The following is a 23,218-nucleotide window of genomic DNA, read 5'->3' on the forward strand; positions in this document are numbered from 1 at the left end:
GAAAGCGAGATGAACAGACTAAAACAATTTGTATTCGCTGGATGTGCCGCCACTACGTGGATCTTCACCGCCTCCGCACCCGCCCATGCCGCAACACTCGACCTTGCGCCTTCCTCTGATTGGAAGCTGCGCGAATATGACGACAAATGCCGCCTTTCTCGCACCTTTGGTGAAGGAGAGGAGCGGGTGACCCTATGGATGGATAAAGCGGGTGCCGGGCACTACTTCAATGTTACTCTTATCGGCCGACCATTGCGCAATCCTTATGGCTCGCGTATTACTGTCGGCTTCAGCCCGGATGAAAAGCAGAACCGAGGCTATATCTCAAGCGTTTCGAGCAAGGGCAATCCGGTGCTCAGCATGTTTGGAATAGCCGCCATAAACCTGGAAAAAGAGGACACTGACCCTCCCGAAGCAGATGAAGCAGAAGACAGTCCTTTCAGATGGGAGGACAGCAATCTGGCCGAGCCCGAAACGCTGGATGAACGTTATGCTTCGGTTCAGTCTATGGAACTTTCTGGAGCGCTTGTCCAAAAGGTATCTCTTCGAACGGGCGGTTTGAAGGAGAGTATCGCCCGGCTTCGCGAGTGCACCGACGAATTGCCAATGCGTCAGCGCAAGCTCGAAACGCAGCAACCGCTTTCGGGTCAAGGCCCCCGTTCGACGCAAGAGACCGAGTGGGCACAGCGCATCCAGGTCGACTACCCCTCCTATCTCCTGCGCGAATCCAAGCAAGGATCAGTCGGTGTGCGGGTGCAAATCAATCCTGAGGGGCGCGCTACATTCTGTGAAGTTGTGCAGTTTAGCGGCGCACCGGGCTTCAAAGATGCCGCCTGCCTAGCGATGATGCGATATTCACGGTTTCGACCCGCTCTTGATGACAAAGGAGATCCGACCTGGGGGTCATATCAAACCCGTGTCACCTACCAGTTGAATTGAAGCCTTTTCCCACCTTAGAATCCAGAACCGTGCTAAGTATGACTTTCGAGCAATTGCGCAGAGTTCGGCGCACGATCTGGCGACGCTGCTCGGCCGTTTTCTGACTGGTACCTTTCACCGAATTTGAATTGCCGCGGATGTGATCGAACACAATGGCGCGCTCTTCGCTGGGCGCGTTGAGCCGGTTGAGACAGGTGTTCAACGCCGTTATCGCCATTGCATCGCTCGCGCCACTTTCGGTTCGCTCGCAGGCGCGTTCATCGACGATCTCGAACGGTGTGCCCGCGCCATCTGCTGTAAGAGACAGGGCATCCAATGAAACGGTCGCGATGCCGGCTGTGCGGGCACTGCGGCGTTGATCAATCCGCATACGGTGGCGCAGGCTCTGCAATTCGCCGCGGATCTGCCATGTGACATGGGTGGAAAAAGACGCCTTTTCGCGATCATAGCTGGATAGGGCACGGCACACCCCGATAGCCGCCGCCTGCTGGGCATCATCGCCCATATCGCCAAGGCCGTACTGACGGATCAGACGGCCAATTCGCGGCTCCAGCACTTTTAGCAGCGCCATGAAGGGGCGGCTTTGCACACGTTCATGCGCGCTTATATCGGCGGCCAGCCTTTCGATCTGGTCACCGATATTGGTGGAACCCGGTGCCTTGGCAGACACAGGGTGCAGGGCCGCTTTTCCTCGGTTCATGAACCAAGGTTAGCCGCTCGCCATTAGAGCGATATTGGGAAGGGGATATGGTTGAGCGCGTAGCTGGCCTTGCCCGGCCTTACGCCTTTGGACGGGTTACCGCACGGCAATCTCTTGCTGACGGCGCGCCGCTTTGCGCCCGGGGATCTTGCGCGCTGCTCCGTGAGGATGAGCCGTTATGGCACACAGGCGGGAGGCGCTTTCGGTGGCTTCTTGAACATCGCCCGCAATGATCGCGGCTGCACATAAGGCGCATTCGCGCTGCGCCTGATAGCTGCGATCGCGGGCAACCACTTCGCCCAGCAATCGAAACAGACGAAAACGAGCCTCGTAAAAGCTATCCGCGTCGATGCCTGCTTCGAGGATTGAAAAATACAGCTCATCGCAAGGGTGACGCGAGCCTGGTTTTTCGCGCCACAAGGCGCGCCCTTTGAGAACGAACGCGCCCGCGCTTACATCGAACACGCAATGATCTCGCGCCGTTACCAAAGCGCCATTGATGATCGCCTGCGCGCCGGGGACTAAATGCACTTCATGGGTTGCAGGAGTGGGATTGGATTGTTTGGCCATCTGTCTGTTTTAGACGAAATATGGCCAGTTCGGGCGGGTTAGGGGTTCATACCGATGGGCGTTACATAAGTGAGGTAATGAAATGCAGCGTCATGCCCACCAGCCCGCCCACCAGCGTTCCGTTGATCCGAATGAATTGCAAGTCACGCCCAACCGCGTTTTCAATCCGGCCCGTGATCGTCGTTGCGTCCCAGCGCTTGACCGTTTCTGATACCAGTGTGACAATCTCTGACCCATAACGCGTTGCGACACCTGCGGCTGTGCGCCGAGCGAAACGGTTTATTTGAAGCTGCAGGCGGTCATCCTGCTTGAGCGCCTCGCCAAGGTCGGCAAGGCCTTTGCGCATTTCCACGCCCAGCCCGCTTTGCGAATCGCGCGCGCGGCGGATAAGCGACCGGCGAATGCGCTCCCATACGCCCATCCACCATTCCGCAACCGCAGGGTTGTCGATCACATCGCGCTTCATCTTTTCCACCCGCTCACGCATTTCAGGATCGTGCTGCAAATCGCGGGCAAGCTGGGAAAGCCCCTCTTCGATTTTTGAGCGCAAGGGATGCTCTGGGTCGACAAGAACTTCGGCGAGCAGCTTATAGAGGCCATCCAGAACGCTGGCGGAAATCCGTTCATCAAGGCCCGTCCAGCGCAGCACGCCATTGGCGCGTTGGTGAATGATGTCGCGCACGGTTTCTTCGTTGTCTTCAAGGGTAAGACCGGCCCAGCGGATAAAGCCATTGATCAAAGGCAAGTGGCTGCGGTCCGCCATTGCGCTTTCGAGCATCCGTCCGGCAAGCGGCGACACGTCAATCTTTGCCAGCTGGCCAGCCAGCCCCGAACGCACCTGATTGCCCAGCCTGTCCGGATCGAGCGATTCCAGCACTTCAGCCAGCAATTCCGCTGCGCCTCCGGTGATCCGCGATCGGGCATCCTGATCCGATGCGGGATCAGAGCCCGCCACCAGAAAATCGCCCACTGCGCGCGCGACATTCATTCCCGACATGCGGCGCGCGACCACGGAGGGGATCAGGAAATTCTCCTGCAGAAAGCTCGCCATGGTGTCAGCGATCCGGTCCTTGTTTTCTGGAATGATTGCGGTGTGCGGAATGGGCAAGCCAAGCGGGCGGCGAAACAGCGCGGTCACTGCAAACCAATCCGCCAGCCCGCCGACCATGGCCGCTTCGGCGAAAGCGTTCACATATCCCCATGCGGGATGGCCTGAAACGGCAAGGGCATGCGTGCTGAAAAAGACGGCGGCCATCGCGGCAAGCAGGCCGGTCGCGCTCCAACGCATCCGGCGCGCGCGATCATCGCTGAGCGGCTCACCGCCGAACATCATGGGTTTCGAACGCAAATCGGACATTGGGCGCGGCTTTACCGACATTCCACCATCACTGCCACCTGCGCGGGCAAAGGCTGCGCGGGCTATTCAGCAGGTTGCGCTCCACCGGGACGCGGCAGATCATGATCAGTTGCAATGTCACCTTGGCCAAAGGGGCGCGTATCATCGCCCGGCTTATAGGTCAGCATCTTATCTCGCAGCCATGGTCCCACACGTTTCTCAAAGCCATCAGCAAGGCTGAAGCCAGCCGGCACAATCAGCAGGGTGAGCAAGGTGGACATGATCAGCCCGCCGATCACCACAATTCCCATAGGTTGGCGCCATGCACCGTCCCCGGTGAGCGATATAGCCGTGGGGATCATGCCCGCTGTCATCGCAACGGTTGTCATCACGATTGGCTGCGCGCGTTTGTGCCCTGCTTCCATGATCGCCTCAAATTTGTCGGTTCCGCGCGCCATTTCCTCAATGGCAAAATCAATCAGCAGGATCGAGTTTTTGGACACGATGCCCAATAACAGCAAAGTCCCGATGTAAACGGGCATGCTTTGCGGCAAACCTACGAGCCAGATCAGCATGATCCCGCCAAGCGGTGCCAGCGCCAGCGATGTCATGTTCACCAGCGGGCTCATCAAGCGTTTGTAGAGAAGGACAAGGCAGGCAAACACCAACAAGACACCGGCGGTAATCGCGACGCTGAGATTGGACAGCAATTCCTGCTGAATTTCATCATCGCCAACTTCATCGCGGATCACGCCGGTGGGCAATTCCTGCAATATCGGCAAAGCATTGATCTGCTCGATCGCATTGCCTCGCAAAACACCGCTGCCCAGATCAGCGCCGACAAGCACCCGGCGGTTTTGATTAAACCGCTGAATGGCCGTTGGGCCGGACCCAAACTCAATGCTTGCAACCCGGCTCAATGGCACTGTGCCGCCACTTGACGTTTGCACAGGCAGGTTTTCAATCGTAGTCAAATTGGCGCGGTCATCCTCGCTTAACCTCACCCGGATCGGGATCTGACGGTCAGACAAAGAGAATTTCGCCGTGTTCTGCTCAATTTCGCCAAGCGTCGCAATGCGGATGGCCTGACTGATAGCCAAAGTCGACACGCCAAGCTCTGCGGCGATCTGCTCATTGGGTTTGATCAGGATTTCAGGCCGGCTGAGATCTGCGCCAATACGCGGCGCGACAATCGTGTTGATACCCTTCATTTGCTCGACAAGGGTGGTGGCGGTTTTGTTGAGCAATTCCGGATCGGACCCGGCAAGCATGATCGTGATGTCTCGGCCGGAACTGAACCCGATGGAATCGGCGACAAACCGAACCCGCGCATCGGGGATCTGGTTTAAGATCGGTCCCATCTCGCGCTGAAAATCGATCGAGGTGCGTTCACGGTCGTCTTTCAAAGTGATGTAGATCGTCGCCTCGCCGACCCGGATGCGTTCCAGCATCAGTTCAACTTCTTGTTCTTTGTAAAGGATTTCGGCGACCTGATCGGTGACCCGCTTGGTCCCTTCAAGCGTGGTGCCGGGCACCATCTCAATCGCGATTTCACTGTTGGAATCGTCAATATCGGGCTGGAATTGTCCCGGGACAGTCGACATCAAAACCAATGTGACCAGCAGCGACATCCACCCCGCACCCAACATCCAGACACGGTGGTCGTAAAAACGAGCGGTGAGGTATTGTGTGCTCTGACCATGCCGCGATCCGACATGAATGAACAATTCGCAAAACTTGAACACCAACCAACCAGCGGCAAACGCAACCAAGGATGCGAACACCAACAAAAGCACTTCGACCATCTTTGCTACGACGAAAAACGCAGTGCCATATTCATCGTCGGATATTGTGCTGGCGATGCCTTTGGGTATCTCCAGCCCGCCCAGATAATCCCAGACAGAAAAGATAACTGCGCCTGTGACGCCCAACAAGGTTAGCGACAGCAGCAACAGGCTCGGCACGTAAAGCCAGCGCCAGCGCGGCCCTTCAATACCTTCGCGGCGCGCTGCCATCTTGCTCGAATCGAGAGTCCAGGCGAGCACCTTGCGATAAAGGTTCATCATCGGGCCTTCGCCGTGTTCGGCATGCCCTTTGGCCGAAAGGAAATAGGCCGCCATTAACGGCGTGACCATGCGCGCGACGGCAAGGCTCATCAAAACGGCGACAACCACGGTCAGGCCGAAGTTTTTGAAGAACTGGCCGGTAATGCCCGGCATCAAACCAACGGGCAGGAAGACGGCCACGATACAAAAACTGGTTGCCACCACGGGCAGACCGATTTCATCGGCGGCATCAATACTCGCCTGATAGGCGGTCTTGCCCATGCGCATATGGCGCACGATGTTTTCGATCTCCACAATGGCATCGTCAACCAGCACTCCTGCAACCAGCCCCAGCGCCAGCAGCGACAGGAAATTGAGATTGAAGCCGAGCAAATCCATGAAGAAGAATGTGGGGATTGCCGAAAGCGGAATGGCAACCGCGCTGATGAAAGTCGCGCGCCAATCGCGCAGGAACAGGAACACCACAACCACCGCCAGCACCGCCCCTTCGATCAGGGCCGACATCGAGCTTGTGTATTGGCTTTTGGTGTATTTGACCGTGTTGAACAGCGGGAGGAATTTCACGTCAGGGTTTTCGACCTGAAGCTCGGCAATTTTTTCCTGCGCTTCTGTGAAAACGGTTAAGTCAGATGCTCCGCGCGCGCGGCTCATAAAGAAATTGACCACTTCACGGTCGCGCACTTCGCTAATGGAATTGCGTTCGGAATAGCCATCGCGCACCCGCGCAACTTCGCTCAATCGAACAGTCCGGCCGCCGCCCAATTGAAGTTGCCGCTGTGACAATTCGTAAGCGGTCTCATTGTTGCCCAGCACGCGCAGCGATTGGCGCGTGCCGCCCACTTCGGCCAATCCGCCCGCGGCATCGACATTGGCCTGACGCAGCACATTGTTGATGTCAGAGGCGGTGATGCCATAAGCTTGCATCTTGGCCGGATCGAGGATCACTTCGATCTCGCGGTCTACCCCGCCAAACCGGCCCACTTCTGCCATTCCATCAATAGTCAGCAACCGTTTGCTGACCGTATCGTCGATAAACCAGCTCAGCTGTTCAATCGTCATATCGCTGGCTTCGACGGCATAGATGCCCAGAAATCCGCCGGAAATTTGGGCCTTGATCACCTGCGGTTCCAAGATGCCATTGGGAAGGCTGCCGCGCACCCGGTCAACCGCGTTCTTAACCTCTGCGACAGCGGTGTCGGGATCGTTGCCGATCTCGAATTCTACAAAGGTCCGGGAGCTACCCTCGCTTGCGGTGGACGATACCTGTTTGACCCCGTCAATCGATGTCACCGCGCTTTCGATCTGCTGGGTGATCTGGTTTTCGATCTCTGTCGGCGCAGCACCGGGCTGAGAAATCACCACCTGGACAGCGGGAAATTCAACTTCGGGATTGTTGACGACATCCATTCTCACAAAGCTGACCACACCCGCCAAGGTTACGGCGATGAACATCACCAGCGGAATGATAGGATTGCGGATCGACCACGCGGAAAGGTTGCGAAAATTCATGAGGTTGTGGCTTCTTCGTCAGATTCTTCGCCAGTGTCTTTCGCTGAACCGGATGACCCGGCTGCACCTTCGCGCCTTGGCTGAACGGTTTCGCCAGGATTCAAGAACCCGCCAGAACGCAGCACAATGGCCTCGCCGCCTGCCAATCCCTCTGTAATCGCGATCCCATCGGGCGTTACCATGCCGGTTGTAACCGAGCGGCGTTCAGCAGTGTTTTCATCGGTAACGACGTAAACAAAGCTGCCTTCGCTATCGGCAAGAACAGCGCTTTCAGGAAGAACGGTTGCGGTTATTGTCCCGCTTGCGATTTTGGCAGTCGCAAAGCCGCCAGGCCGCAATTCAGGGGCGAATGGCAAAGCAATGCGCGCCGTCCCTTGCCGGGTGTTTGTGTCAACCACGGGGGAAAGCTGCCAGACTTGGCCATTGAAACTTTTCCCAGATCCGGCTGGCGTTACACTGGCGCTGACGCCTTGCGAAATCCCTGCAAGCTGTGTTTCGCTGACCTGGGCGAGCATTTCCATCTCGCCGCCGCGCGCGATGCGGAAAAGCGCTGGTGATCCTGCGCCCACCGTTTGGCCTGGCTCCACATTGCGCTCAAGCACATAGCCCGCAGCAGGTGCAACAACACGAAGCCGCGCGTTTCGGGCACGCAATTCTGCCAGTTGAGCCTCAGCCACACGGACACGGGCGGTCGCCGCATCGCGGGTTGCCGTCAAGCGGTCAACATCAGCTTTTGAGACAAAGCCGCGCTCTACCAATTGCAAGGACCGATCAAGATTGGCCTGCGCAAGCTTTGCATCCGCTTTTGCCACGGCGATCTGCGCAGATTGCGCCTGCGCCTGTTGCGCCTGAACCGAACGGTCTATCACGGCGAGCACTTGGCCCGCGCCGACCCATTGGCCAGCATCAACCGGCACGGATAAAACACGCCCACCTTCGCCTTCAACGCCAACAGGCATTTCGCGGCGGGCGGCAATCGTGCCGGGAACTTCAATCACACCATCGACAGTGGTTTGGCCAGCAGCCACCACCGTGACAACGGGCGCTTGAGAGCTGTCATCAGCCGCTTCTTCGGTATCGCCGCCTGCAAATGCGAAGTAAGCGACCAGCGCAGCGCCCAAAGCCAGCACGGCAAACACGCCAATCAGCAACCCGCGCGACCAGCCTCGCTTGCTGGGCCGGTTGGCGTCGTGAACATCGCCTGGCGCAGTGCCGGGGACATATTCCACGTTCTCATCAGTGATTGTTGACTCGTAATTCATCCTGTCGCCTCGCTGCGGTCAAACAAGAATTGCTCGTTCACCTGCCCTGAAAGTGTGTTATCGGCATAACTCACCTCGCGCAAGGGCCATACGCCTCTACTTACTAACGCGCAATGCGCGGTTCGACTGATGACTTTGGCTTTAGACGAAAGCGTTTATTGCAAAATTCGCTCTCAACGGCTGCAAAGCAACAAAAAACGGCGCAACCCAAAGGCGCGCCGCTTTTTATACTGCCAAAAATCGAGGCAAAAACCCCGATTTTCAAGTCCATCGCGCATTTAGCCGCGAACACGGCCACGCTGAATGAGGTTCACGATGCCGAGCAGCACAACCGCGCCCACCACCGCAACGATCAAACCTGTGATCGAAAACTCCTGAACGCTGCCGCTGATGCCGAGCAAAGGGCCGACAATCATATTGCCGACGACCGATCCAACGCAACCGACGACAATATTCCAAAAAATGCCCATCGAGGCATCGCGGTTCATCACCAGACTAGCGAGCCAGCCAGCGACGCCGCCTACGATCAATGCGATAATCCAACCCATGTTTTCCTCCAAATTGATTGTCTTCATGCAATCAACGGGGGGTTCTAGGGATTGTTCCGATAGCGCACAATGCGATCAGGTGCGAAAGTCGGTATGGATTAGTGAGATCAGTACTTAAGCTGACGCTCGTAAAGGTCGCGGTAATGCTGAATGCGCGTCACGCGCAAGCCCTGCATGCCAGAACGATCAACGGCGCGCTGCCATGAAGCAAACTCTTCGAGTGTCAGCCCATAGCGTTCGAGCACTTCATCAATGGTCAACAGCCCGCCATTCACGGCGGCGACCACTTCGGCCTTGCGCCGCACTACCCAACGCTTGGTTGAAGGCGCCGGCAGATCATCCAGCGTCAAGGGTTCGCCGAGGGGGCCGATCACTTGTGCGGGGCGTATGTCCTGATTCTCAATCATTCACTGTCTCTCGCATCGCCTGTTGTCGCCTCATCCTTGATTTGAAGGATATTGCACTGCGATGCTTTTCGAGCCTCTAAAGCATCAGGGTTAACGGGGCGTTCGTTCTCCGATTGGTCGCGAAAATAGCGCGCTGCAGCGTCACCAAAGCTGGCAGCGCCCGTTCCAATCGTCTTTCCATGATCCCGGTGAAGCAAAAGGCGCAGCTCGCGCGCAGCGTTCAACCGGCTTGTCAATTCGCTCCAGTCAAGTGCCCGCAGCGCATCGCCGCCTTTCGCAAAGGCGGCTTCGGAATCGCCGCGCGCTGTGCCGATCATCAGATCGCCTGCCGCTAACCCAACCGATGCTGAGCCGCGAAAATCGCGATTCGCAGTGGGCACAATAGAAGAAGCTTTTTCAAACATGCCCGACTCACTACAGCGCGGTCGTCAAGATGTGGTAAAACCCGGCTTTACTGTCTCTTAGGATTAGCGCGCGGCGATCCGCTAACCAAACGGGCCATTGAAACGCGCCTGAGACGCACACAAATGTGCCTCTGGCTTATCTGGCCGGGTGCACCTATATCGCCCAGCGGAACCCCGCCATGACTGCAACTGCCTCTCTCGACACCCCATCGCCTTACGGGCTCGACAGCGCCGCGCTGTTCGATTTGCCGCGCTCGCCCGAAGATTGCCGCATCGTTGTCGCGATGAGCGGCGGGGTGGATTCATCGGTCGTTGCCGCGCTCGCCCATGATACAGGCGCTGAGGTTATCGGGATCACGCTGCAACTCTATGATTATGGCGCGGCGACCGGGCGCAAGGGGGCGTGCTGCGCCGGCGATGATATTGCCGATGCGCGGGCTGTATCGGACAGGCTGGGGATTGCGCATTATGTGTTCGATCATGAAAGCGCGTTTCGCGATAGCGTAGTCGATCAGTTTGCCGATGAATATCTGGCCGGGCGCACTCCTGTGCCCTGCATACGCTGCAATATGGGGCCTAAATTCACCGATCTGTTCCGGATGGCGCGCGAATTGGGCGCAGATTGTCTGGCTACGGGGCATTATGTCCAGCGCGTGAAAGGGCCGCAGCAGAGCAATTCCGGCCCGGAGCTGTACCGCGCGGTCGATCCGGCGCGCGATCAGTCCTATTTCCTCTACGCCACCACGCAGGACCAGCTGGATTATATTCGCTTTCCGCTTGGCGGTCTGGAAAAAAGCGTCGTTCGCGAGTTGGCTGAAAAGGCTGGCCTAAGAAACGCGGCCAAACCAGACAGTCAGGACATCTGCTTTGTGCCCGATGGCAATTACGCCAAGATCGTCACCGATCTGCGGCCCGAAGGCGGCGTGCCAGGCGATATCGTCCATGCGGCAAGCGGCGAAGTGCTGGGCCAGCACAAGGGGATCGTCCATTACACTGTGGGTCAGCGCAAGGGCCTGGATATTGGCGGCCAGCCAGAACCGCTTTATGTGATCGCGCTGGATGCGGGAACCCGCACGGTGCGGGTCGGCCCCAAACGCATGCTGGCAGTCGAAAGCGCGACGCTGATCGAAACCAATCGCATTGGCCCAATGCCCTTGGGCGAGAAGCTGACGGCGAAAGTGCGAAGCCTGGCAAAACCTGTGCCGATCACACTGGAGGGACCCTTTGGAGAAGGCGCGGCCACGCAAATACGCTTTGCCGATCCCGAATTCGGCGTCGCGCCGGGGCAGGCTGCGGTTATCTATGCAGGTGAGCGCGTGCTGGGCGGCGGGTGGATTGATGCCGCTGCATCTGTCCAGGCTTAAGGCTCCCACGTCTCCAGAACGCAGCCATACCCATCGCGGTGGCTGGCAGTGGCAGAAGTAACCAAGGGAAAGCGCGCGGTGACGCTTTTGGCGTCTGCATCCTCGACCAAAGTCACCAATTCCATCCCGCCAAGTTTGTCTTTGGCACAATCATCAAGCGGGCGGCCTGCGACAAAGCGGCACGAACAGGCCACACGCGCGGCATAGCTGGTGCCGACTTCGGCATAGCCGCCAATCGGTTCGCGAAAGACATAGAACGCCGCCGCAAAAGCCGCAGCGACAATGATGATAAGCCAAAACGCTATGCGCAAACTTCGGGAATTTCGCGGATTTGCCATTGCCAACCTTTGCCGGGTGCGAGAATGATCGCAGGATGTTCGACCACAGGGCTCTCTTTAAGCGTGCAATAATACGCCTGCCAAGCGTGCTTGGATTAGGCGCGCTGATTTTGGGCAGTGTGACAATCGCTTCGTGCAGCGGCGAAACCGATGGCGCGCTCATGCCGCTTTCCGATGAAGCGATTGCAGCCGTCACTCAGGATGCAGGCGCGCCCCGCGCACAGGTGGCGCGCGCGATGGACGAATTGTTCACAAAAAAAGGCCTTGGCGAAACCCGAGCGGTTGTTCTGATGGCCAATGGCAAGATTGCAGCTGAACGATATTCGCAAGGGTATAATGCGGACACGCGGTTCTTAAGCTGGTCCATGGCGAAAACGGTCACTGCGGTGCTGATCGGAATGCTGGTTGCTGATGGCAAGTTAAGCGTGAAAGAGCCCGCCCCTGTGCCTTTATGGCAGCGCCCTGGCGATCCGCGCGCGGAGATCACTCTGGAGCATCTTCTTCAGATGCGATCTGGATTGCGCCACACAGAAGCAGGCGATCCGCCTTACGAATCGTCAGAAGTGCGCATGCTGTTCCTGGATGGGCGCGATGATATGGCGCGCTGGGCAATGGAACAGCCTTTGGAAGCCGAGCCCGGTGAGACTTTTGAATATTCATCCAACACCACAGTCATTCTGGCCGATATCGCCGCGCGCGCTCTAACAGACAGCGATGATCCCGAAACGCGCCGCGCGGCTGTGGCAGGCTTTCTTGAAGAACGGCTGTTTGAACCGCTTGGCATGACATCGATTGTGCCGGAATTTGACGCAGCGGGCACATTGATCGGCGGCAGTTTGATGCATGCGAGCGCGCGCGATTATGCCAAATTTGGCGAGTTTATGCGCACTGGCGGACAAGCGCCCAGCGGCGAACAATTGGTGCCATCAGGCTGGATTGCGGCGATGACAGCCGCCAGCCCGGCCTCTGAACATTATGGCTATCAAACCTGGATGAACCGGCCCGATGATCGGCTGCAATACCCCCACCCCCTTTTCCCTGATCGCGCGCCGGAAAGCCTCTTCGCGCTGATAGGGCATATGGGGCAATATGTGCTGGTTTCCCCTGAGCAGAATGTAACTTTGGTGCGGCTGGGCCATTCGACCAGCGATGAACGTCCGCTAATGCTGCAAGAGGCTGCTGATGTGATAGCGCTTTATCCGGCGGCAGGGGAGCCATAAGGGGCCAGCGGCGGTGTTCGCTTACGCACCAGAGTCTGAGTCAGGGTCAGGGGCACCTTATAATATGACGGGGCAGATGTGATGGGGCAGCGCAAAGGCATTATTCTGGCCGGCGGATCGGGCACACGCCTTTATCCGCTGACCCGCGGCGTTTCGAAACAGCTGATGCCGATCTTTGACAAGCCGATGATCTATTACCCGCTGAGCACTCTGATGCTGGCGGGCATTCGCGATATCCTGATTATCACAACCCCGCAGGACAGCGAGCAGTTTCAGCGCGTTTTGGGTGACGGGTCCGATTTCGGAATATCGCTGAGCTACGCAGTGCAGCCCCATCCCGAAGGGCTTGCCCAGGCATTTCACATTGGCGCCGATTTTGTGCGCGGAAAGCCAGCGGCGCTGATCCTTGGTGACAATATCTTTTATGGCCACGGCCTGCCGAACCTTTTGCAGCATGCCAACGCCAAGGCAGATGGCGCGAGCATATTTGCTTACCGCGTCACCGATCCTGCCGCTTTTGGAGTGGTGGAATTTGACGATGACGGCCGCGCCATCTCAATTGAGGAAAAGCCGCGCGCGCCCAAATCAAACTACGCAGTAACAGGTCTCTATTTCTATGATGAAACAGTGGCGGATCGCGCACGCGATCTAACGCCATCGGCACGCAGGGAATTGGAGATCACTGATCTTAATCGGCTCTATCTGGATGAAGGCGCGTTGTCGGTTGAGATCATGGGGCGCGGTTTCGCCTGGCTTGATACAGGCACGCATGCATCGCTGCTTGATGCGGCGACTTATGTGCGGATCACTGAAGAGCGGCAGGGTCTGAAGATCGCTTGCCCTGAAGAGATCGCATGGCGGCTGGGGTTTATCACCGATGACGAATTGGCGCGGATTGCGCAGCCTTTGCGCAAATCGGGTTATGGCGAATATCTGCTTGGCCTGCTTGAACAGCCCACCGTTCCCGGCCAGCAGCGATGAACGTTACGCCAACCAAGCTTGATGGCGCGGTTATCATTGAGCCAGCTGTGTTCGGCGATGATCGCGGGTTTTTCACAGAGAGCTGGAATGCGGACAGCTTTGCCAAAGCCGAGCTTGATCTCAGCTTTGTGCAGGACAACCATTCGCACTCGCAAAGGGGGTTTTGCGCGGGCTCCATTTCCAGAACCCGAACCCGCAGGGCAAGCTGGTGCGGGTCACGCGCGGGGCGGTGTTTGATGTTGCGGTCGATCTGCGGCGGTCCTCTGCGACGTTTGGGCAATGGGAAGGCGTGCATCTGTCGGCCGCCAATCACCTGATGTTCTATGTGCCAGAGGGGTTTGCGCATGGATTTCTCACGCTCGAGAATGACACCGATTTCCTCTACAAGTGCACCGCGCCCTATGACCCGCAGGCAGAGCATTCGGTCCGCTGGGACGATCCGGCCATCGGCATTGACTGGCCGCTGGATGGAACCGCGCCCATCCTGTCTGACAAGGACCGGGCGAGCGTCCCGCTTGCCGATGCGCGGGTGTTTGCATGAGAGTTCTCATCACCGGGGCGACCGGGCAGCTTGGCGGAGCCTTGCAGCGCACCGCGCCCGCTTCCGCTGAGATCAACGCCATCAGCAGCGATGACGTCGACCTTGCCGATCACGCCATGCTGCGCGCGCGGCTTGCGGTTGAAGCGCCCGATATCATCATTAACGCCGCCGCCTACACCGCCGTCGATGCTGCCGAGGCGGATGAGGACACCGCCCGCGCCATCAACGCCGATGCGGTGGGCGTTATGGCTGAGGCTATGTCAGGCTCGGGGTCAGGCTCGGGGTCAGGCTCGGGGTCAGGCTCGGGGTCAGGCTCGGGCGGCAAGCTGGTGCATGTCTCAACCGATTTCGTCTTCGATGGCGCAGCCGCCCAGCCCTATCCGCCTGATGCCCCGCGCAATCCGCTATCCGCTTATGGCCGGACCAAGGCAGAGGGCGAGGATCACCTTGGCGCGCGCGACCTGCTGATCCGCACGTCCTGGGTGTATGAGGCGGGCCACTCAAACTTCGTCAACACTATGCTGCGCCTCATGCGCACCCGCGATGGGATCGGCGTGGTTGCCGACCAGACCGGCTCCCCCACATGGGCCACGGGCCTTGCTCGCACCATTTGGGCGCTGGTCGCGAAAGGCGCGTCTGGCACGTTTCACCATAGCGATGAAGGCATAGTCAGTTGGCACGATTTCGCGCAGGCCATTGCCGAAGAGGCCCATGCGCTTGGCGTGATTAGGCGGATCCCACAGATCAATGCAATCACAACGGCTGAGTATCCGACCCCTGCAAAGCGGCCTGCATTCTCAGTGCTGGATTGCAGCGCAACCCGCGCCGCCACGGGCATTGCCGGGGTGCCATGGCGCGATCACTTGCGCGAAATGCTTGCCGTCGAAGCGGAGCGCATGGGTTAGCTCGCGCTATCCCAGTAGGAAAGTGCCTTCGACAACAGTGGTGCATGGCCCGCCCAGCCACACCCTGTCGCCGTCCAATCGGCATGTGAGATCGCCGCCGCGCTCGCTTGCCTGATGCGCGGTAAAGCTGTCTCGGCCCAATCGCGCGGCCCAGAACGGGGTTAGCGCGGCATGCGCTGAGCCCGTGACGCTGTCCTCGTCCACACCTGCACCGGGTACGAACACGCGGCTGACGATGTCGGACGCTTCACCCGGTGCGGTGCAGTCGAACTGGTCCGTCCCCAATTCAGCCAGAGCGCGCAGGTTCGGCGCCAAGGCGCGCACTTCAGCTTCGGTTTCGAACAGGAACAGGTTGTATCCGATCTGCTCCCCGCCAGAGCGGTAGGTCGCGACGGGACTGCCGCCGATTAGCGCTGCGGCCTCGGGGTGGTCTTGCGGAGCCGTCTGGATCGCGGGCAGAGCAACCTCATATCCGCCATCTGTCCGGCGCACTTCAAGCACGCCCGATTTGCGCGTGCGGAACGTCACCCGATCGCGCGCTTTTCCATCTTCGCCCAGGCCCCAATCGTGATGGCTCAGCAGCGCATGCCCGCTTGCCAGCGTCGCATGACCGCACAGCGCGATCTCGTAGGTTGGCGTGCACCAGCGCAGCTCCCAATCCGCCTCGCCGCTCGTGTCGCGCACGACGAAGGCGGTTTCAGCGAACAAGTTCTCTGCTCCAATCGCCACAAGCTGATCGTCGGGCAGCCATTCATCGAGCACCATGACAGCGGCCTGATTGCCGCCAAAGGGCGAGGCGCTGAATGCGTCGATATGCCAATAGGGGATGCGCAGGGTCATGCTGGGTTCCTTAGGGGTAGAGCTAGAGCGCTCACGGATAGAGCAGCGTATCTGACCACGCCGCATCCGATGATGCGCGCGTGAAGACGCGGCGATCGTGCAAGCGGTTGTCACGGTCCATCCAGAACTCGATTGCACGCGGGTCCAGCGTAAAGCCTGTCCAATGCTGCGGACGCGGCACTTTGCCCTCCCCCTCATGCTCATCCCACAGCGCTTTCACCCGGTTGATATAGGTCTGGCGCGCATCCAGCGGGCGCGACTGGTCCGAGGCGGCGGACCCCACCTGGCTGTTGTAAGCGCGCGAGTGGAAGTAGGCGTCTGCGCGCGCTTCATCCACTGGGATCAGAGGGCCGGATATGCGGATCTGGCGGTTGAGGCTTTTCCAGTGAAACAGCAGCGCCGCCTGCGCATTGGCGGCGATGTCGCATCCTTTGCGGCTGCCGGTGTTGGTGAAGAAGGTGAAGCCGCCGCCGCTCACTCCGTATTCGCGCCCTTCATCACGGCCATGCCCTTTGAGCAGCACCATGCGAACCGAAGGCACTGCATCCCCATCAGCGGTTGCCAGCGCCATCGCATTGGGATCATTGGGCTCGCTCGCGCGTGCTTCATCCATCCACTCGTCGAACAGGCGGTAAGGATCAGCGCCCGCCGCGATCTGGCTATCGGCCAATTGGGCATCACCCAGAGTTGCGGGTTGGTTCATCCTGGCAGACCTCAAACTGAATGATGGACCGCATGTTACACGGTCCTAAGACTAAAAACCGCAACATCCCCAAGGCACCCTGTGGCAGCAAATTCGGGCATAAAGCGGCAACGGTGAACATGCCGCGAGAGATAGGGATTTCGCCGCGCGTAGGAAAGGGGGCACTGATTGCACGCCTTACACAAAGCCACGCTTTTGCGTTTCATACCGGGCCAGTCTGACAGCGCCCTTGCACGGGGCAACCGTCTCACCTAGCTAACACACGATGGCCGATCCTTACAAAACCCTTGGCGTTGCCCGCACCGCGTCTGAAAAAGACATCAAAAGCGCCTATCGCAAGCTGGCCAAACAGCTGCATCCTGATCGCAACAAGGATAATCCAAAGGCCGCCGAACGCTTTAGCAGCGTCACCAATGCCTATGATCTGTTAAGCGACAAGGACAAACGCGCGCAATTTGACCGCGGCGAAATTGATGGCGATGGCAATCCCATGAACCCCTTTGCCGGAATGGGCGCAGGGGCTGGCGGCGGTATGGGCGGCGCGCGCGGCGGATATGCACGCGGCGGCGCAGGCGGTTTTGGCGGCGGCTTTGGCGGCGGAGGCCCGCGCGGCGGCGGCGGATTTCGTGACAGTGAATTTGGCGGACAGCACCCCGATGATATGGATCTGGGCGATCTGTTCGAAGGGCTGTTTGGCGGCGGCGCGCGCAATCGCGGCGGACCACCACCCGGCAGCCGGCGCGGATTTGGCCAGCGCCCGCCTGCTTCCCCGCCCAAACGCGGCGCGGATATTCAATACAAATTGAGCGTCCCGTTTGAAGATGCTGCAACCTTGCGCGATCAGCGGATCACGCTGGCCGATGGCAAAGCGATCAATCTAAAACTGCCACGCGGGCTGGATGATGGCACGCAGATGCGCCTGAAAGACAAAGGGCATAGCGGCCCGGGCGGCAATGGCGATGGCATTGTCGAGATCAACATCGCCTCGCATCCATTTTACCGCCGCGATGGCGATCATATCCGCATGGATTTGCCGATCACTCTGGATGAGGCGCTGCGCGGGGCGAAAGTCAAATGCCCCACGGTTGATGGCGCGGTTATGCTGACGATCAAACCGGGCACCCATGGCGGCACAATCATGCGTCTGGGCGGCAAAGGCTGGTCAAAGAAAGCCGCAGGCGCGCGAGGCGATCAGCTGGTCACTTTGGAAATACAGCTGCCTGAAGACCTTGAAGCGCTTGATAAAAAACTGGGTGATTGGACCGATCCGGCTAGCCCGCGCGCCAAGTTTGACGCATAAGCCTGAGCGCGCACCGAGGCGCTGCAAGGAAAGGGGCTTAACCGCAGCATGACAGGAGCAGATCAGCCCGCATCGCCCCACCGCGCGGTCCGCTCACTTTCTCCTGAGGCGCGGCGGCGCGATGCGCTGAAGACGCATAAGCCAGATGGCGATATCGAACCTGCCGGATTGCTGGGCGCGCACGAAAGATCGCGCAATCCCGGCCTTGCAAGCACGGTGCTGGGATGGTTTCGGTCAGGGTCACGCCCGTTTGAGGTTATCCGCCGCACCGTCAGCGGGACGTTTCAGGATGGCTTTATCTATGCGGGCAATCTTGCCTACCTGGCGATGCTTTCAATCTTTCCCTTCTTTATCTTTGCCGCCACTTTGTTCCAGCTGGTCGGGGAAGTTGAAGAGCGCGCGATGGTGATCGATACCGTTCTGATGGCGATGCCGCCCACAGTTCGCGGAGTGATCGAACCGGTTGCCAACGACGTGATCGACGCGCGCAGCGGTTGGCTGGTGTGGTTTGGCGCGGCGGCGGCCTTGTGGTCTGTTTCCAGCCTGATCGAAACCATCCGCGATGTGCTGCGGCGCGCTTATGGCACTGTGGCGGAACGCGCATTCTGGCAATATCGCTTGCTGTCAGCGGGGCTGATCGTGGGCGCAGTGTTGCTGATGCTGATCTCATTTTTGGCCCAGGTGCTGATCGGCACTGCACAGGAATTTATCGGCGCGTTTATCCCGCAATTGGGCGAAACAATCGAAACCTTGCAGATCACGCGGATTGTGCCCGCTTTGGGCTTGTTCGGATCCCTGTACCTGCTCTTTTTCACTCTCACCCCTGCACAATATCGCGGCAAGGCTTTTCCCAAATGGCCCGGCGCGCTGTTCACGGCCTTGTGGTGGCTGGCTGTCACGACAGCGCTGCCCAAAGTCCTCAAAGAGTTTTTCACCTACAGTCTTACCTATGGCAGTCTGGCAGGAATTATGGTTGCGCTGTTGTTTTTCTGGCTTGTCGGGCTCGGCCTCGTTATCGGCGCTCAATTGAATGCGGCGCTGGCCGAACCCGGTGTGGACCCTGAACAGGCTCAGGCTTGATTTGGCGGTTCAGCACAGCGACAGACACTTTTGAGGAGAATGCCGATATGCCCAAACTCATGGAACGCAAACGCGGGCTCATCATGGGGCTTGCCAATGATAAATCACTCGCCTGGGGCATTGCCAAGCAATTGGCAGAGCACGGGGCGCAGCTGGCCTTTTCCTATCAGGGCGAAGCGCTGGCCAAGCGGGTGAAGCCGCTTGCAGAGCAATTGGGCAGCGATTTCACTTTCGAATGCGACGTGTCGGATATGGATGCGCTGGATGCTGCTTTTGCAACATTGAAAGAACGTTGGGACACGCTTGATTTCGTGGTCCACGCCATCGGCTTTTCCGACAAAGCAGAATTGCGCGGGCAATATGTCGACACCTCGCTCGACAATTTCCTGAAGACGATGAACATCTCGGCCTATTCGCTGGTTGCGGTGACCAAGCGGGCGGCGGAAATGATGCCCGAGAACGGCGGATCAATCCTGACGCTGACCTATTACGGCGCGGAAAAAGTCATCCCGCATTACAACGTGATGGGCGTTGCAAAGGCCGCTTTGGAAACCAGCGTGCGCTATCTCGCCAATGATCTGGGACCGAAAAACATCCGAGTGAACGCGATCAGCGCTGGCCCTGTCAAAACCCTGGCTGCCAGCGGGATTGGCGATTTTCGCTATATCCTCAAATGGAATGAGCTGAACACGCCGCTGCGCCGCACGGTGACGATTGATGATGTGGGCGGATCGGGGCTGTATTTCCTGTCTGACCTGTCATCAGGCGTAACCGGCGAAGTGCATCATGTGGATGCGGGCTATCACGTGGTGGGCATGAAACAGGAAGACGCGCCGGATATTGCTCTCGATTAGGGCCCTCGATTAGGGTGCCCGGTTAAACCAGCGCGGTTCTAAGCTCTATTGCCGGGCGATTGTAATGGGCCCCAAAGTCGCGCGCACGGTCGGTTCGCCGCGCCACGCCCGCACATTCACGCGCAGTAGCATTTGCGGGCAATTGTCCGGCACTGCGTCCACCGCAATAGTGTTGGCCCCTTGCGCCAAAGCTTCATCAACGAAAGGCGGCGCACCCACGGCGCAGAACAGCTGGATGCGCGTGTTGTCCGACCGCGTCGGGCTTTGCGCTTCGTATGTGGTGGTGATGGCAAAGGGGCCATCGGGGGTCAGCTCGATCAATTCGGCAATCGCGCCGCCTTCGCCTGATCGCGCGAAAATCTCCAGGTTTTCGCCCTTGCGGTCAGGCTGGCTCCGGAACCGGCTTTCATCGGACAAGCGCCAATCAAACGGGGGGAACTGATTGTCCCAATTGCTCGCAACCTCGCGCTCCTCGCCGCTTTCTTCGGCCGTCTCATCAGGCACCTGGCGCGCTTTCACAAAATCATAGATCTCTTTTGATTTCACCACTTCGCCCTGCACCGCCAGACCCGTGATCAGGCGGCGGTCAACCTCGGTGTCGTCGTAATTCAATTCCTTACGGATAGACGCCATGGCAAGCCGCGATGCAGGCTCTCGCATGGCGAATTTGAGAAAGTTTTCGTGCCAGGCGGCCGGCCCGTTGAGGATATCAACGAACAAAGGCGCAGCGCCGGGCGCGGTCAAGGCTTGGCGCAGGACAGGGAAAAACTCCTGCTCACGCTCAGGATGGACGCGCAGGATCTGATCGAGCGTCGCAATGCTGGCGCTGTAATCTTCCTGCGCAAGGCGCTGTTCAAGCACCAGCGCCTGAAGCGACAAATCGCGGCGATTGAGCTTGTTGGCGGCGGTCAGAATGGCCGATTTGGCGGCCGGATCGGTGGTCGCCATGGCGATGACCGAATAGGATTTGGGCGTCAGCGGGTCATGCGATGCGGCAGCCCGCGCGAGCGGCTGCGCATTTGTTGCAGCTTCCAGCAGATCGGTGCCTTGGGCTGCAGCGGTTTGGAAAACCTGGAACGCATTTTGTTCAGCCGCCAGACCATTCCAGCCAAACAGCGAAACCGCCGTCGATGGTGCGGAGCGTGTCAGGGCGGAACTGAGCGCCTGGACGCTCAAAACGCCCGCGAGCACCACGCCAATCGCGATCACGATCAACAATCGGGGCCATTCCAGCGCTGCAAGGCGTTTAGCCATAGACATCGGGCTTACATCCGGTCCGTTTCGGCCTTGGGATCGTCATTCCCGTAATTATAGCCGTAGCCATAACCATAGCCGTAGCCATATCCGTATTCAGCGGCGCGCTCATCCAGCTTGGTCAGAACACCGCCATAAATCGGCGCGCCGGTGGCCGCCAGACGGCGAACCGAGGTTTCGATGACCTTGGCTTTGATCCGGTTGGCTTCCATCACATAGATAACGCCTTCGGCCACGCGCGCGGTTTCAATCGCATCGGCGAGCGACAGCATGGGCGCGCAATCGATGATGATCTGGTCATAAGTGCCTTTGGCTTCATCCACGACTTGCTGCAGCCTGTCCGATGCAAGCAAATCAACCGGATTGGGCGGTTTGTGGCCAACCGGGATGTAGTCGAAATTCAATCGCTCCACCCGCATCGCCTGATCGCGCACCGCGCCGCCCTGATTGGTGAGCAGCGCCGCCATTCCGCCAACGCCGGTGATATCGAGATCGAGCGTTTTGGGCAGTTTGGAATTGCGCAGATCGCAATCGAGCAGGATCGTATCCTTGCCCAATTGCGCAAAGTTTGCAGCCAGTGCGACCGAGGATATCGACTTGCCCTCTGACGGCGCGGTCGATGTCAGCATAATCACGCGCGGCGCGCCATCGGCGGTAAGGAACGCCAAATTGGTGCGCAGCGAGCGGTACGCCTCGCTCGTTTCCGATGATCGCTGCGCCAGCGCATCGACCATATCGACATCCTTGGCCTTGGGGATCACGCCCAGCAGGGTGAGGCCAGTCTTGTCTGTCACCTCGCCCGGCTCGCGCACTGTCTGGCTCATCATGACGCGGGCATAGACCAGCGCTGCCGTCAGCATCAGGCTGGCGATAAAGGCCACCGCCATATTGCGAATGAGGGACGGTTCATAAGGCGCAATCGGCGCGATGGAGGCGTCGATCAGCTTGATATTGTTCTGACCTGCGCCCGATGCCTCAAGTTCTTTGAAGCGCTGGAGCAAACCATCATAAATTTCGCGATTTGTTTCGACCTCGCGTTTCAAGATGCCGTATTGAATGCCCTGGCTTTGCTGGCCGAGGAATCTTGATTTCGCCTCGTTCAGCCGTTCGCGCAATTCGCTTTCGCGCAATCTGGCGGAACGCAAGGTTGCGCTGCCTGTCACATTCAAGGCCTGACGCAAGGTTGCGACCTGCGCTTGTTTCTGACGAACGGCGGGATATTCGGGGCCGAAATTCTCTTGCAGAATCGACAATTCGGATTGGGCCAGCGCCAGTTCAGACGCGAGGCGCGGATCGCGATTGGGGCCGCCCCGCTCGCCAGCGCGCACGGCGGCCTCTGCCGTGATCCGTTCGGTTGTCGCCTGTGCCAAAGCCGCGTTGAGCGCAGACAGATCAGCCGCGATCAAGGTTTGCGCTGCGGTCGCTGACCCTTCGCCATCGGTGCTTGTTTCCAGCACCAGAATCTCGTTCGCATTGGCATATTCAACCAATTCCTGTTCAGACCGCGAGAGGCTTTCGCGCAGTTCATCGATCTGGCTTTTCAAGAATTCGCGCGCCTCGATATTGGTGCCGAAGCGTTTTTCGTAATTGGCCGCGATAAATTCTTCGGCCCACAAATTGGCAATGCGCGCCGACAGGGCTGATGAACCGCTGGAGAAATAGATGTCCACGAGGCTGGAATTGGCAATCGCTTCAATACTGACCTGATCGAGCAGCAATTCTTCGATATCGCGTTCGGAAAGGTCTTCTTCCTCGGTCAGCGCGAAGGTTTCGATAAACTCTTCGTCGCGCATCAAATTGCCCGCTTCGGCAACGCGCGATGCCATAAAGCGCGATTCCAGCAATTCGTACTGAGTGTTAAGATATTGCAGCTCAGACACCCGGCCATCCGCATCGAGCGTTTCGATATCGGTGACGTTGGTCGCGACCTGCGCCACTTCGAGCCGCGCATTGGCGCGGTATTGCGGCTCTGTCAGCAAAGTGATGACCAGCCCTGCAAGCAGGCAAAGCACAATCAGCGCGGCGATAAACCAGCGCAAAGTGCGCGCTTCGTGAACGAAGCGTTCCAGATCGAGGAAGAAGTTATCCCCCCTTCGC

The 23,218-nt window shown here is 58.6% G+C and carries 21 protein-coding genes and 1 pseudogene; 9 read left to right on the plus strand and 13 right to left on the minus strand.

Annotated elements, in window-relative coordinates:
* Positions 1 to 9 precede the first annotated feature (9 nt).
* The gene (locus AC0V6W_RS07875; RefSeq protein WP_486148821.1) at positions 10 to 939 is read left to right on the plus strand and encodes an energy transducer TonB; all 930 of its coding nucleotides are present in this window, start codon (positions 10 to 12) and stop codon (positions 937 to 939) included.
* Here AC0V6W_RS07875 and AC0V6W_RS07880 read toward each other — a convergent pair.
* The 8 genes from AC0V6W_RS07880 to AC0V6W_RS07915 all read right to left on the minus strand — a co-directional run bounded on the left by AC0V6W_RS07880 (position 920) and on the right by AC0V6W_RS07915 (position 9,717).
* Positions 920 to 1,639: a sigma-70 RNA polymerase sigma factor region 4 domain-containing protein gene (locus tag AC0V6W_RS07880; protein WP_486148823.1), complete on the minus strand. Its 720-nt coding sequence runs from the start codon at positions 1,637 to 1,639 to the stop codon at positions 920 to 922. The genes AC0V6W_RS07875 and AC0V6W_RS07880 overlap by 20 nt on opposite strands.
* 96 nt (positions 1,640 to 1,735) lie before the next feature.
* Positions 1,736 to 2,209 (minus strand): hypothetical protein, encoded by a 474-nt coding sequence (locus AC0V6W_RS07885; RefSeq protein WP_486148825.1) that lies wholly within the window; start codon positions 2,207 to 2,209, stop codon positions 1,736 to 1,738.
* A gap of 61 nt (positions 2,210 to 2,270) precedes the next feature.
* On the minus strand, positions 2,271 to 3,566 hold the full coding sequence (locus AC0V6W_RS07890; RefSeq protein ID WP_486148827.1) for a DUF445 domain-containing protein: 1,296 nt from the start codon (positions 3,564 to 3,566) through the stop codon (positions 2,271 to 2,273).
* 62 nt (positions 3,567 to 3,628) lie between these two features.
* Positions 3,629 to 7,120, minus strand: a complete 3,492-nt coding sequence (locus AC0V6W_RS07895; protein ID WP_486148829.1) for an efflux RND transporter permease subunit — start codon at positions 7,118 to 7,120, stop codon at positions 3,629 to 3,631.
* Complete coding sequence (locus tag AC0V6W_RS07900; protein ID WP_486148831.1) at positions 7,117 to 8,382, minus strand: efflux RND transporter periplasmic adaptor subunit; 1,266 nt, start codon at positions 8,380 to 8,382, stop codon at positions 7,117 to 7,119. The genes AC0V6W_RS07895 and AC0V6W_RS07900 overlap by 4 nt, the downstream gene beginning before the upstream one ends.
* A gap of 278 nt (positions 8,383 to 8,660) precedes the next feature.
* Positions 8,661 to 8,930, minus strand: a complete 270-nt coding sequence (locus AC0V6W_RS07905) for a GlsB/YeaQ/YmgE family stress response membrane protein (protein WP_486151504.1) — start codon at positions 8,928 to 8,930, stop codon at positions 8,661 to 8,663.
* Between the two features lie 107 nt (positions 8,931 to 9,037).
* Positions 9,038 to 9,337 carry a CtrA inhibitor SciP gene (gene sciP / locus AC0V6W_RS07910; protein WP_486148833.1) on the minus strand — a complete coding sequence of 100 codons (300 nt, stop codon included), beginning with the start codon at positions 9,335 to 9,337 and terminating at the stop codon, positions 9,038 to 9,040.
* The gene (locus AC0V6W_RS07915; protein WP_486148835.1) at positions 9,334 to 9,717 is read right to left on the minus strand and encodes a hypothetical protein; all 384 of its coding nucleotides are present in this window, start codon (positions 9,715 to 9,717) and stop codon (positions 9,334 to 9,336) included. Before AC0V6W_RS07915 ends, sciP begins: the two co-directional genes overlap by 4 nt.
* Positions 9,718 to 9,920: 203 nt before the next feature.
* Here AC0V6W_RS07915 and mnmA point away from each other — a divergent pair, with 203 nt between their 5' ends.
* Positions 9,921 to 11,105 (plus strand): tRNA 2-thiouridine(34) synthase MnmA, encoded by a 1,185-nt coding sequence (mnmA, locus tag AC0V6W_RS07920; RefSeq protein ID WP_486148837.1) that lies wholly within the window; start codon positions 9,921 to 9,923, stop codon positions 11,103 to 11,105.
* On the opposite strand, the gene AC0V6W_RS07925 is transcribed toward mnmA, so the two are convergent.
* Positions 11,102 to 11,416 (minus strand): hypothetical protein, encoded by a 315-nt coding sequence (locus tag AC0V6W_RS07925; RefSeq protein WP_486148839.1) that lies wholly within the window; start codon positions 11,414 to 11,416, stop codon positions 11,102 to 11,104. The two genes, mnmA and AC0V6W_RS07925, sit on opposite strands and share 4 nt — an antisense overlap.
* A 113-nt stretch (positions 11,417 to 11,529) precedes the next feature.
* Between AC0V6W_RS07925 and AC0V6W_RS07930 the strand changes: the two genes are divergently transcribed.
* The 4 genes and pseudogenes from AC0V6W_RS07930 to rfbD all read left to right on the plus strand — a co-directional run bounded on the left by AC0V6W_RS07930 (position 11,530) and on the right by rfbD (position 15,090).
* A complete protein-coding gene (locus AC0V6W_RS07930) occupies positions 11,530 to 12,663 on the plus strand; it encodes a serine hydrolase domain-containing protein (protein ID WP_486148841.1) in 1,134 nt (377 codons plus the stop codon).
* A gap of 81 nt (positions 12,664 to 12,744) precedes the next feature.
* The gene (gene rfbA, locus AC0V6W_RS07935; protein ID WP_486148843.1) at positions 12,745 to 13,644 is read left to right on the plus strand and encodes a glucose-1-phosphate thymidylyltransferase RfbA; all 900 of its coding nucleotides are present in this window, start codon (positions 12,745 to 12,747) and stop codon (positions 13,642 to 13,644) included.
* A pseudogene (gene rfbC / locus AC0V6W_RS07940) lies at positions 13,641 to 14,185 on the plus strand (dTDP-4-dehydrorhamnose 3,5-epimerase). Before rfbA ends, rfbC begins: the two are co-directional and overlap by 4 nt.
* Positions 14,182 to 15,090 carry a dTDP-4-dehydrorhamnose reductase gene (gene rfbD, locus AC0V6W_RS07945; protein WP_486148845.1) on the plus strand — a complete coding sequence of 303 codons (909 nt, stop codon included), beginning with the start codon at positions 14,182 to 14,184 and terminating at the stop codon, positions 15,088 to 15,090. Before rfbC ends, rfbD begins: the two are co-directional and overlap by 4 nt.
* A gap of 6 nt (positions 15,091 to 15,096) precedes the next feature.
* Here rfbD and AC0V6W_RS07950 read toward each other — a convergent pair whose 3' ends face one another.
* Both AC0V6W_RS07950 and pdxH read right to left on the minus strand, forming a co-directional pair.
* Positions 15,097 to 15,930: a PhzF family phenazine biosynthesis protein gene (locus AC0V6W_RS07950; protein WP_486148847.1), complete on the minus strand. Its 834-nt coding sequence runs from the start codon at positions 15,928 to 15,930 to the stop codon at positions 15,097 to 15,099.
* A gap of 31 nt (positions 15,931 to 15,961) precedes the next feature.
* Positions 15,962 to 16,633 carry a pyridoxamine 5'-phosphate oxidase gene (pdxH, locus tag AC0V6W_RS07955; RefSeq protein ID WP_486148849.1) on the minus strand — a complete coding sequence of 224 codons (672 nt, stop codon included), beginning with the start codon at positions 16,631 to 16,633 and terminating at the stop codon, positions 15,962 to 15,964.
* Positions 16,634 to 16,898: 265 nt separating this feature from the next.
* Between pdxH and AC0V6W_RS07960 the strand changes: the two genes are divergently transcribed.
* The 3 genes from AC0V6W_RS07960 to fabI are packed head-to-tail and all read left to right on the plus strand — an operon-like array spanning position 16,899 to position 19,867.
* Complete coding sequence (locus AC0V6W_RS07960) at positions 16,899 to 17,933, plus strand: DnaJ C-terminal domain-containing protein (protein WP_486148851.1); 1,035 nt, start codon at positions 16,899 to 16,901, stop codon at positions 17,931 to 17,933.
* A 48-nt stretch (positions 17,934 to 17,981) separates the two neighbouring features.
* On the plus strand, positions 17,982 to 19,013 hold the full coding sequence (locus AC0V6W_RS07965) for a YihY/virulence factor BrkB family protein (protein WP_486148853.1): 1,032 nt from the start codon (positions 17,982 to 17,984) through the stop codon (positions 19,011 to 19,013).
* 47 nt (positions 19,014 to 19,060) lie between these two features.
* Complete coding sequence (gene fabI, locus AC0V6W_RS07970; RefSeq protein WP_486148855.1) at positions 19,061 to 19,867, plus strand: enoyl-ACP reductase FabI; 807 nt, start codon at positions 19,061 to 19,063, stop codon at positions 19,865 to 19,867.
* A 45-nt stretch (positions 19,868 to 19,912) separates the two neighbouring features.
* Here the strand turns inward: fabI and AC0V6W_RS07975 are convergent, their stop codons facing one another.
* Together AC0V6W_RS07975 and AC0V6W_RS07980 are read right to left on the minus strand one after the other, a co-directional pair.
* On the minus strand, positions 19,913 to 21,121 hold the full coding sequence (locus AC0V6W_RS07975) for a hypothetical protein (RefSeq protein WP_486148857.1): 1,209 nt from the start codon (positions 21,119 to 21,121) through the stop codon (positions 19,913 to 19,915).
* A gap of 11 nt (positions 21,122 to 21,132) precedes the next feature.
* Positions 21,133 to 23,190, minus strand: a complete 2,058-nt coding sequence (locus tag AC0V6W_RS07980) for a GumC family protein (RefSeq protein ID WP_486151506.1) — start codon at positions 23,188 to 23,190, stop codon at positions 21,133 to 21,135.
* Positions 23,191 to 23,218: the final 28 nt, after the last annotated feature.

It is taken from the genome of Erythrobacter sp. JB1-7, from assembly GCF_057365015.1.

Bases quoted from the DNA above. Each gene is read 5' to 3' on its own strand.
- pdxH (WP_486148849.1), bottom strand. From the start codon at position 16,633: ATGAACCAACCCGCAACTCTGGGTGATGCCCAATTGGCCGATAGCCAG.
- AC0V6W_RS07950 (WP_486148847.1), bottom strand. From the start codon at position 15,930: ATGACCCTGCGCATCCCCTATTGGCATATCGACGCATTCAGCGCCTCG.
- AC0V6W_RS07965 (WP_486148853.1), top strand. From the start codon at position 17,982: ATGACAGGAGCAGATCAGCCCGCATCGCCCCACCGCGCGGTCCGCTCA.
- mnmA (WP_486148837.1), top strand. From the start codon at position 9,921: ATGACTGCAACTGCCTCTCTCGACACCCCATCGCCTTACGGGCTCGAC.
- AC0V6W_RS07875 (WP_486148821.1), top strand. From the start codon at position 10: ATGAACAGACTAAAACAATTTGTATTCGCTGGATGTGCCGCCACTACG.
- AC0V6W_RS07895 (WP_486148829.1), bottom strand. From the start codon at position 7,120: ATGAATTTTCGCAACCTTTCCGCGTGGTCGATCCGCAATCCTATCATT.
- AC0V6W_RS07975 (WP_486148857.1), bottom strand. From the start codon at position 21,121: ATGGCTAAACGCCTTGCAGCGCTGGAATGGCCCCGATTGTTGATCGTG.
- fabI (WP_486148855.1), top strand. From the start codon at position 19,061: ATGCCCAAACTCATGGAACGCAAACGCGGGCTCATCATGGGGCTTGCC.
- rfbD (WP_486148845.1), top strand. From the start codon at position 14,182: ATGAGAGTTCTCATCACCGGGGCGACCGGGCAGCTTGGCGGAGCCTTG.
- AC0V6W_RS07900 (WP_486148831.1), bottom strand. From the start codon at position 8,382: ATGAATTACGAGTCAACAATCACTGATGAGAACGTGGAATATGTCCCC.
- rfbA (WP_486148843.1), top strand. From the start codon at position 12,745: ATGGGGCAGCGCAAAGGCATTATTCTGGCCGGCGGATCGGGCACACGC.
- AC0V6W_RS07880 (WP_486148823.1), bottom strand. From the start codon at position 1,639: ATGAACCGAGGAAAAGCGGCCCTGCACCCTGTGTCTGCCAAGGCACCG.
- sciP (WP_486148833.1), bottom strand. From the start codon at position 9,337: ATGATTGAGAATCAGGACATACGCCCCGCACAAGTGATCGGCCCCCTC.
- AC0V6W_RS07960 (WP_486148851.1), top strand. From the start codon at position 16,899: ATGGCCGATCCTTACAAAACCCTTGGCGTTGCCCGCACCGCGTCTGAA.
- AC0V6W_RS07890 (WP_486148827.1), bottom strand. From the start codon at position 3,566: ATGTCCGATTTGCGTTCGAAACCCATGATGTTCGGCGGTGAGCCGCTC.
- AC0V6W_RS07885 (WP_486148825.1), bottom strand. From the start codon at position 2,209: ATGGCCAAACAATCCAATCCCACTCCTGCAACCCATGAAGTGCATTTA.
- AC0V6W_RS07905 (WP_486151504.1), bottom strand. From the start codon at position 8,930: ATGGGTTGGATTATCGCATTGATCGTAGGCGGCGTCGCTGGCTGGCTC.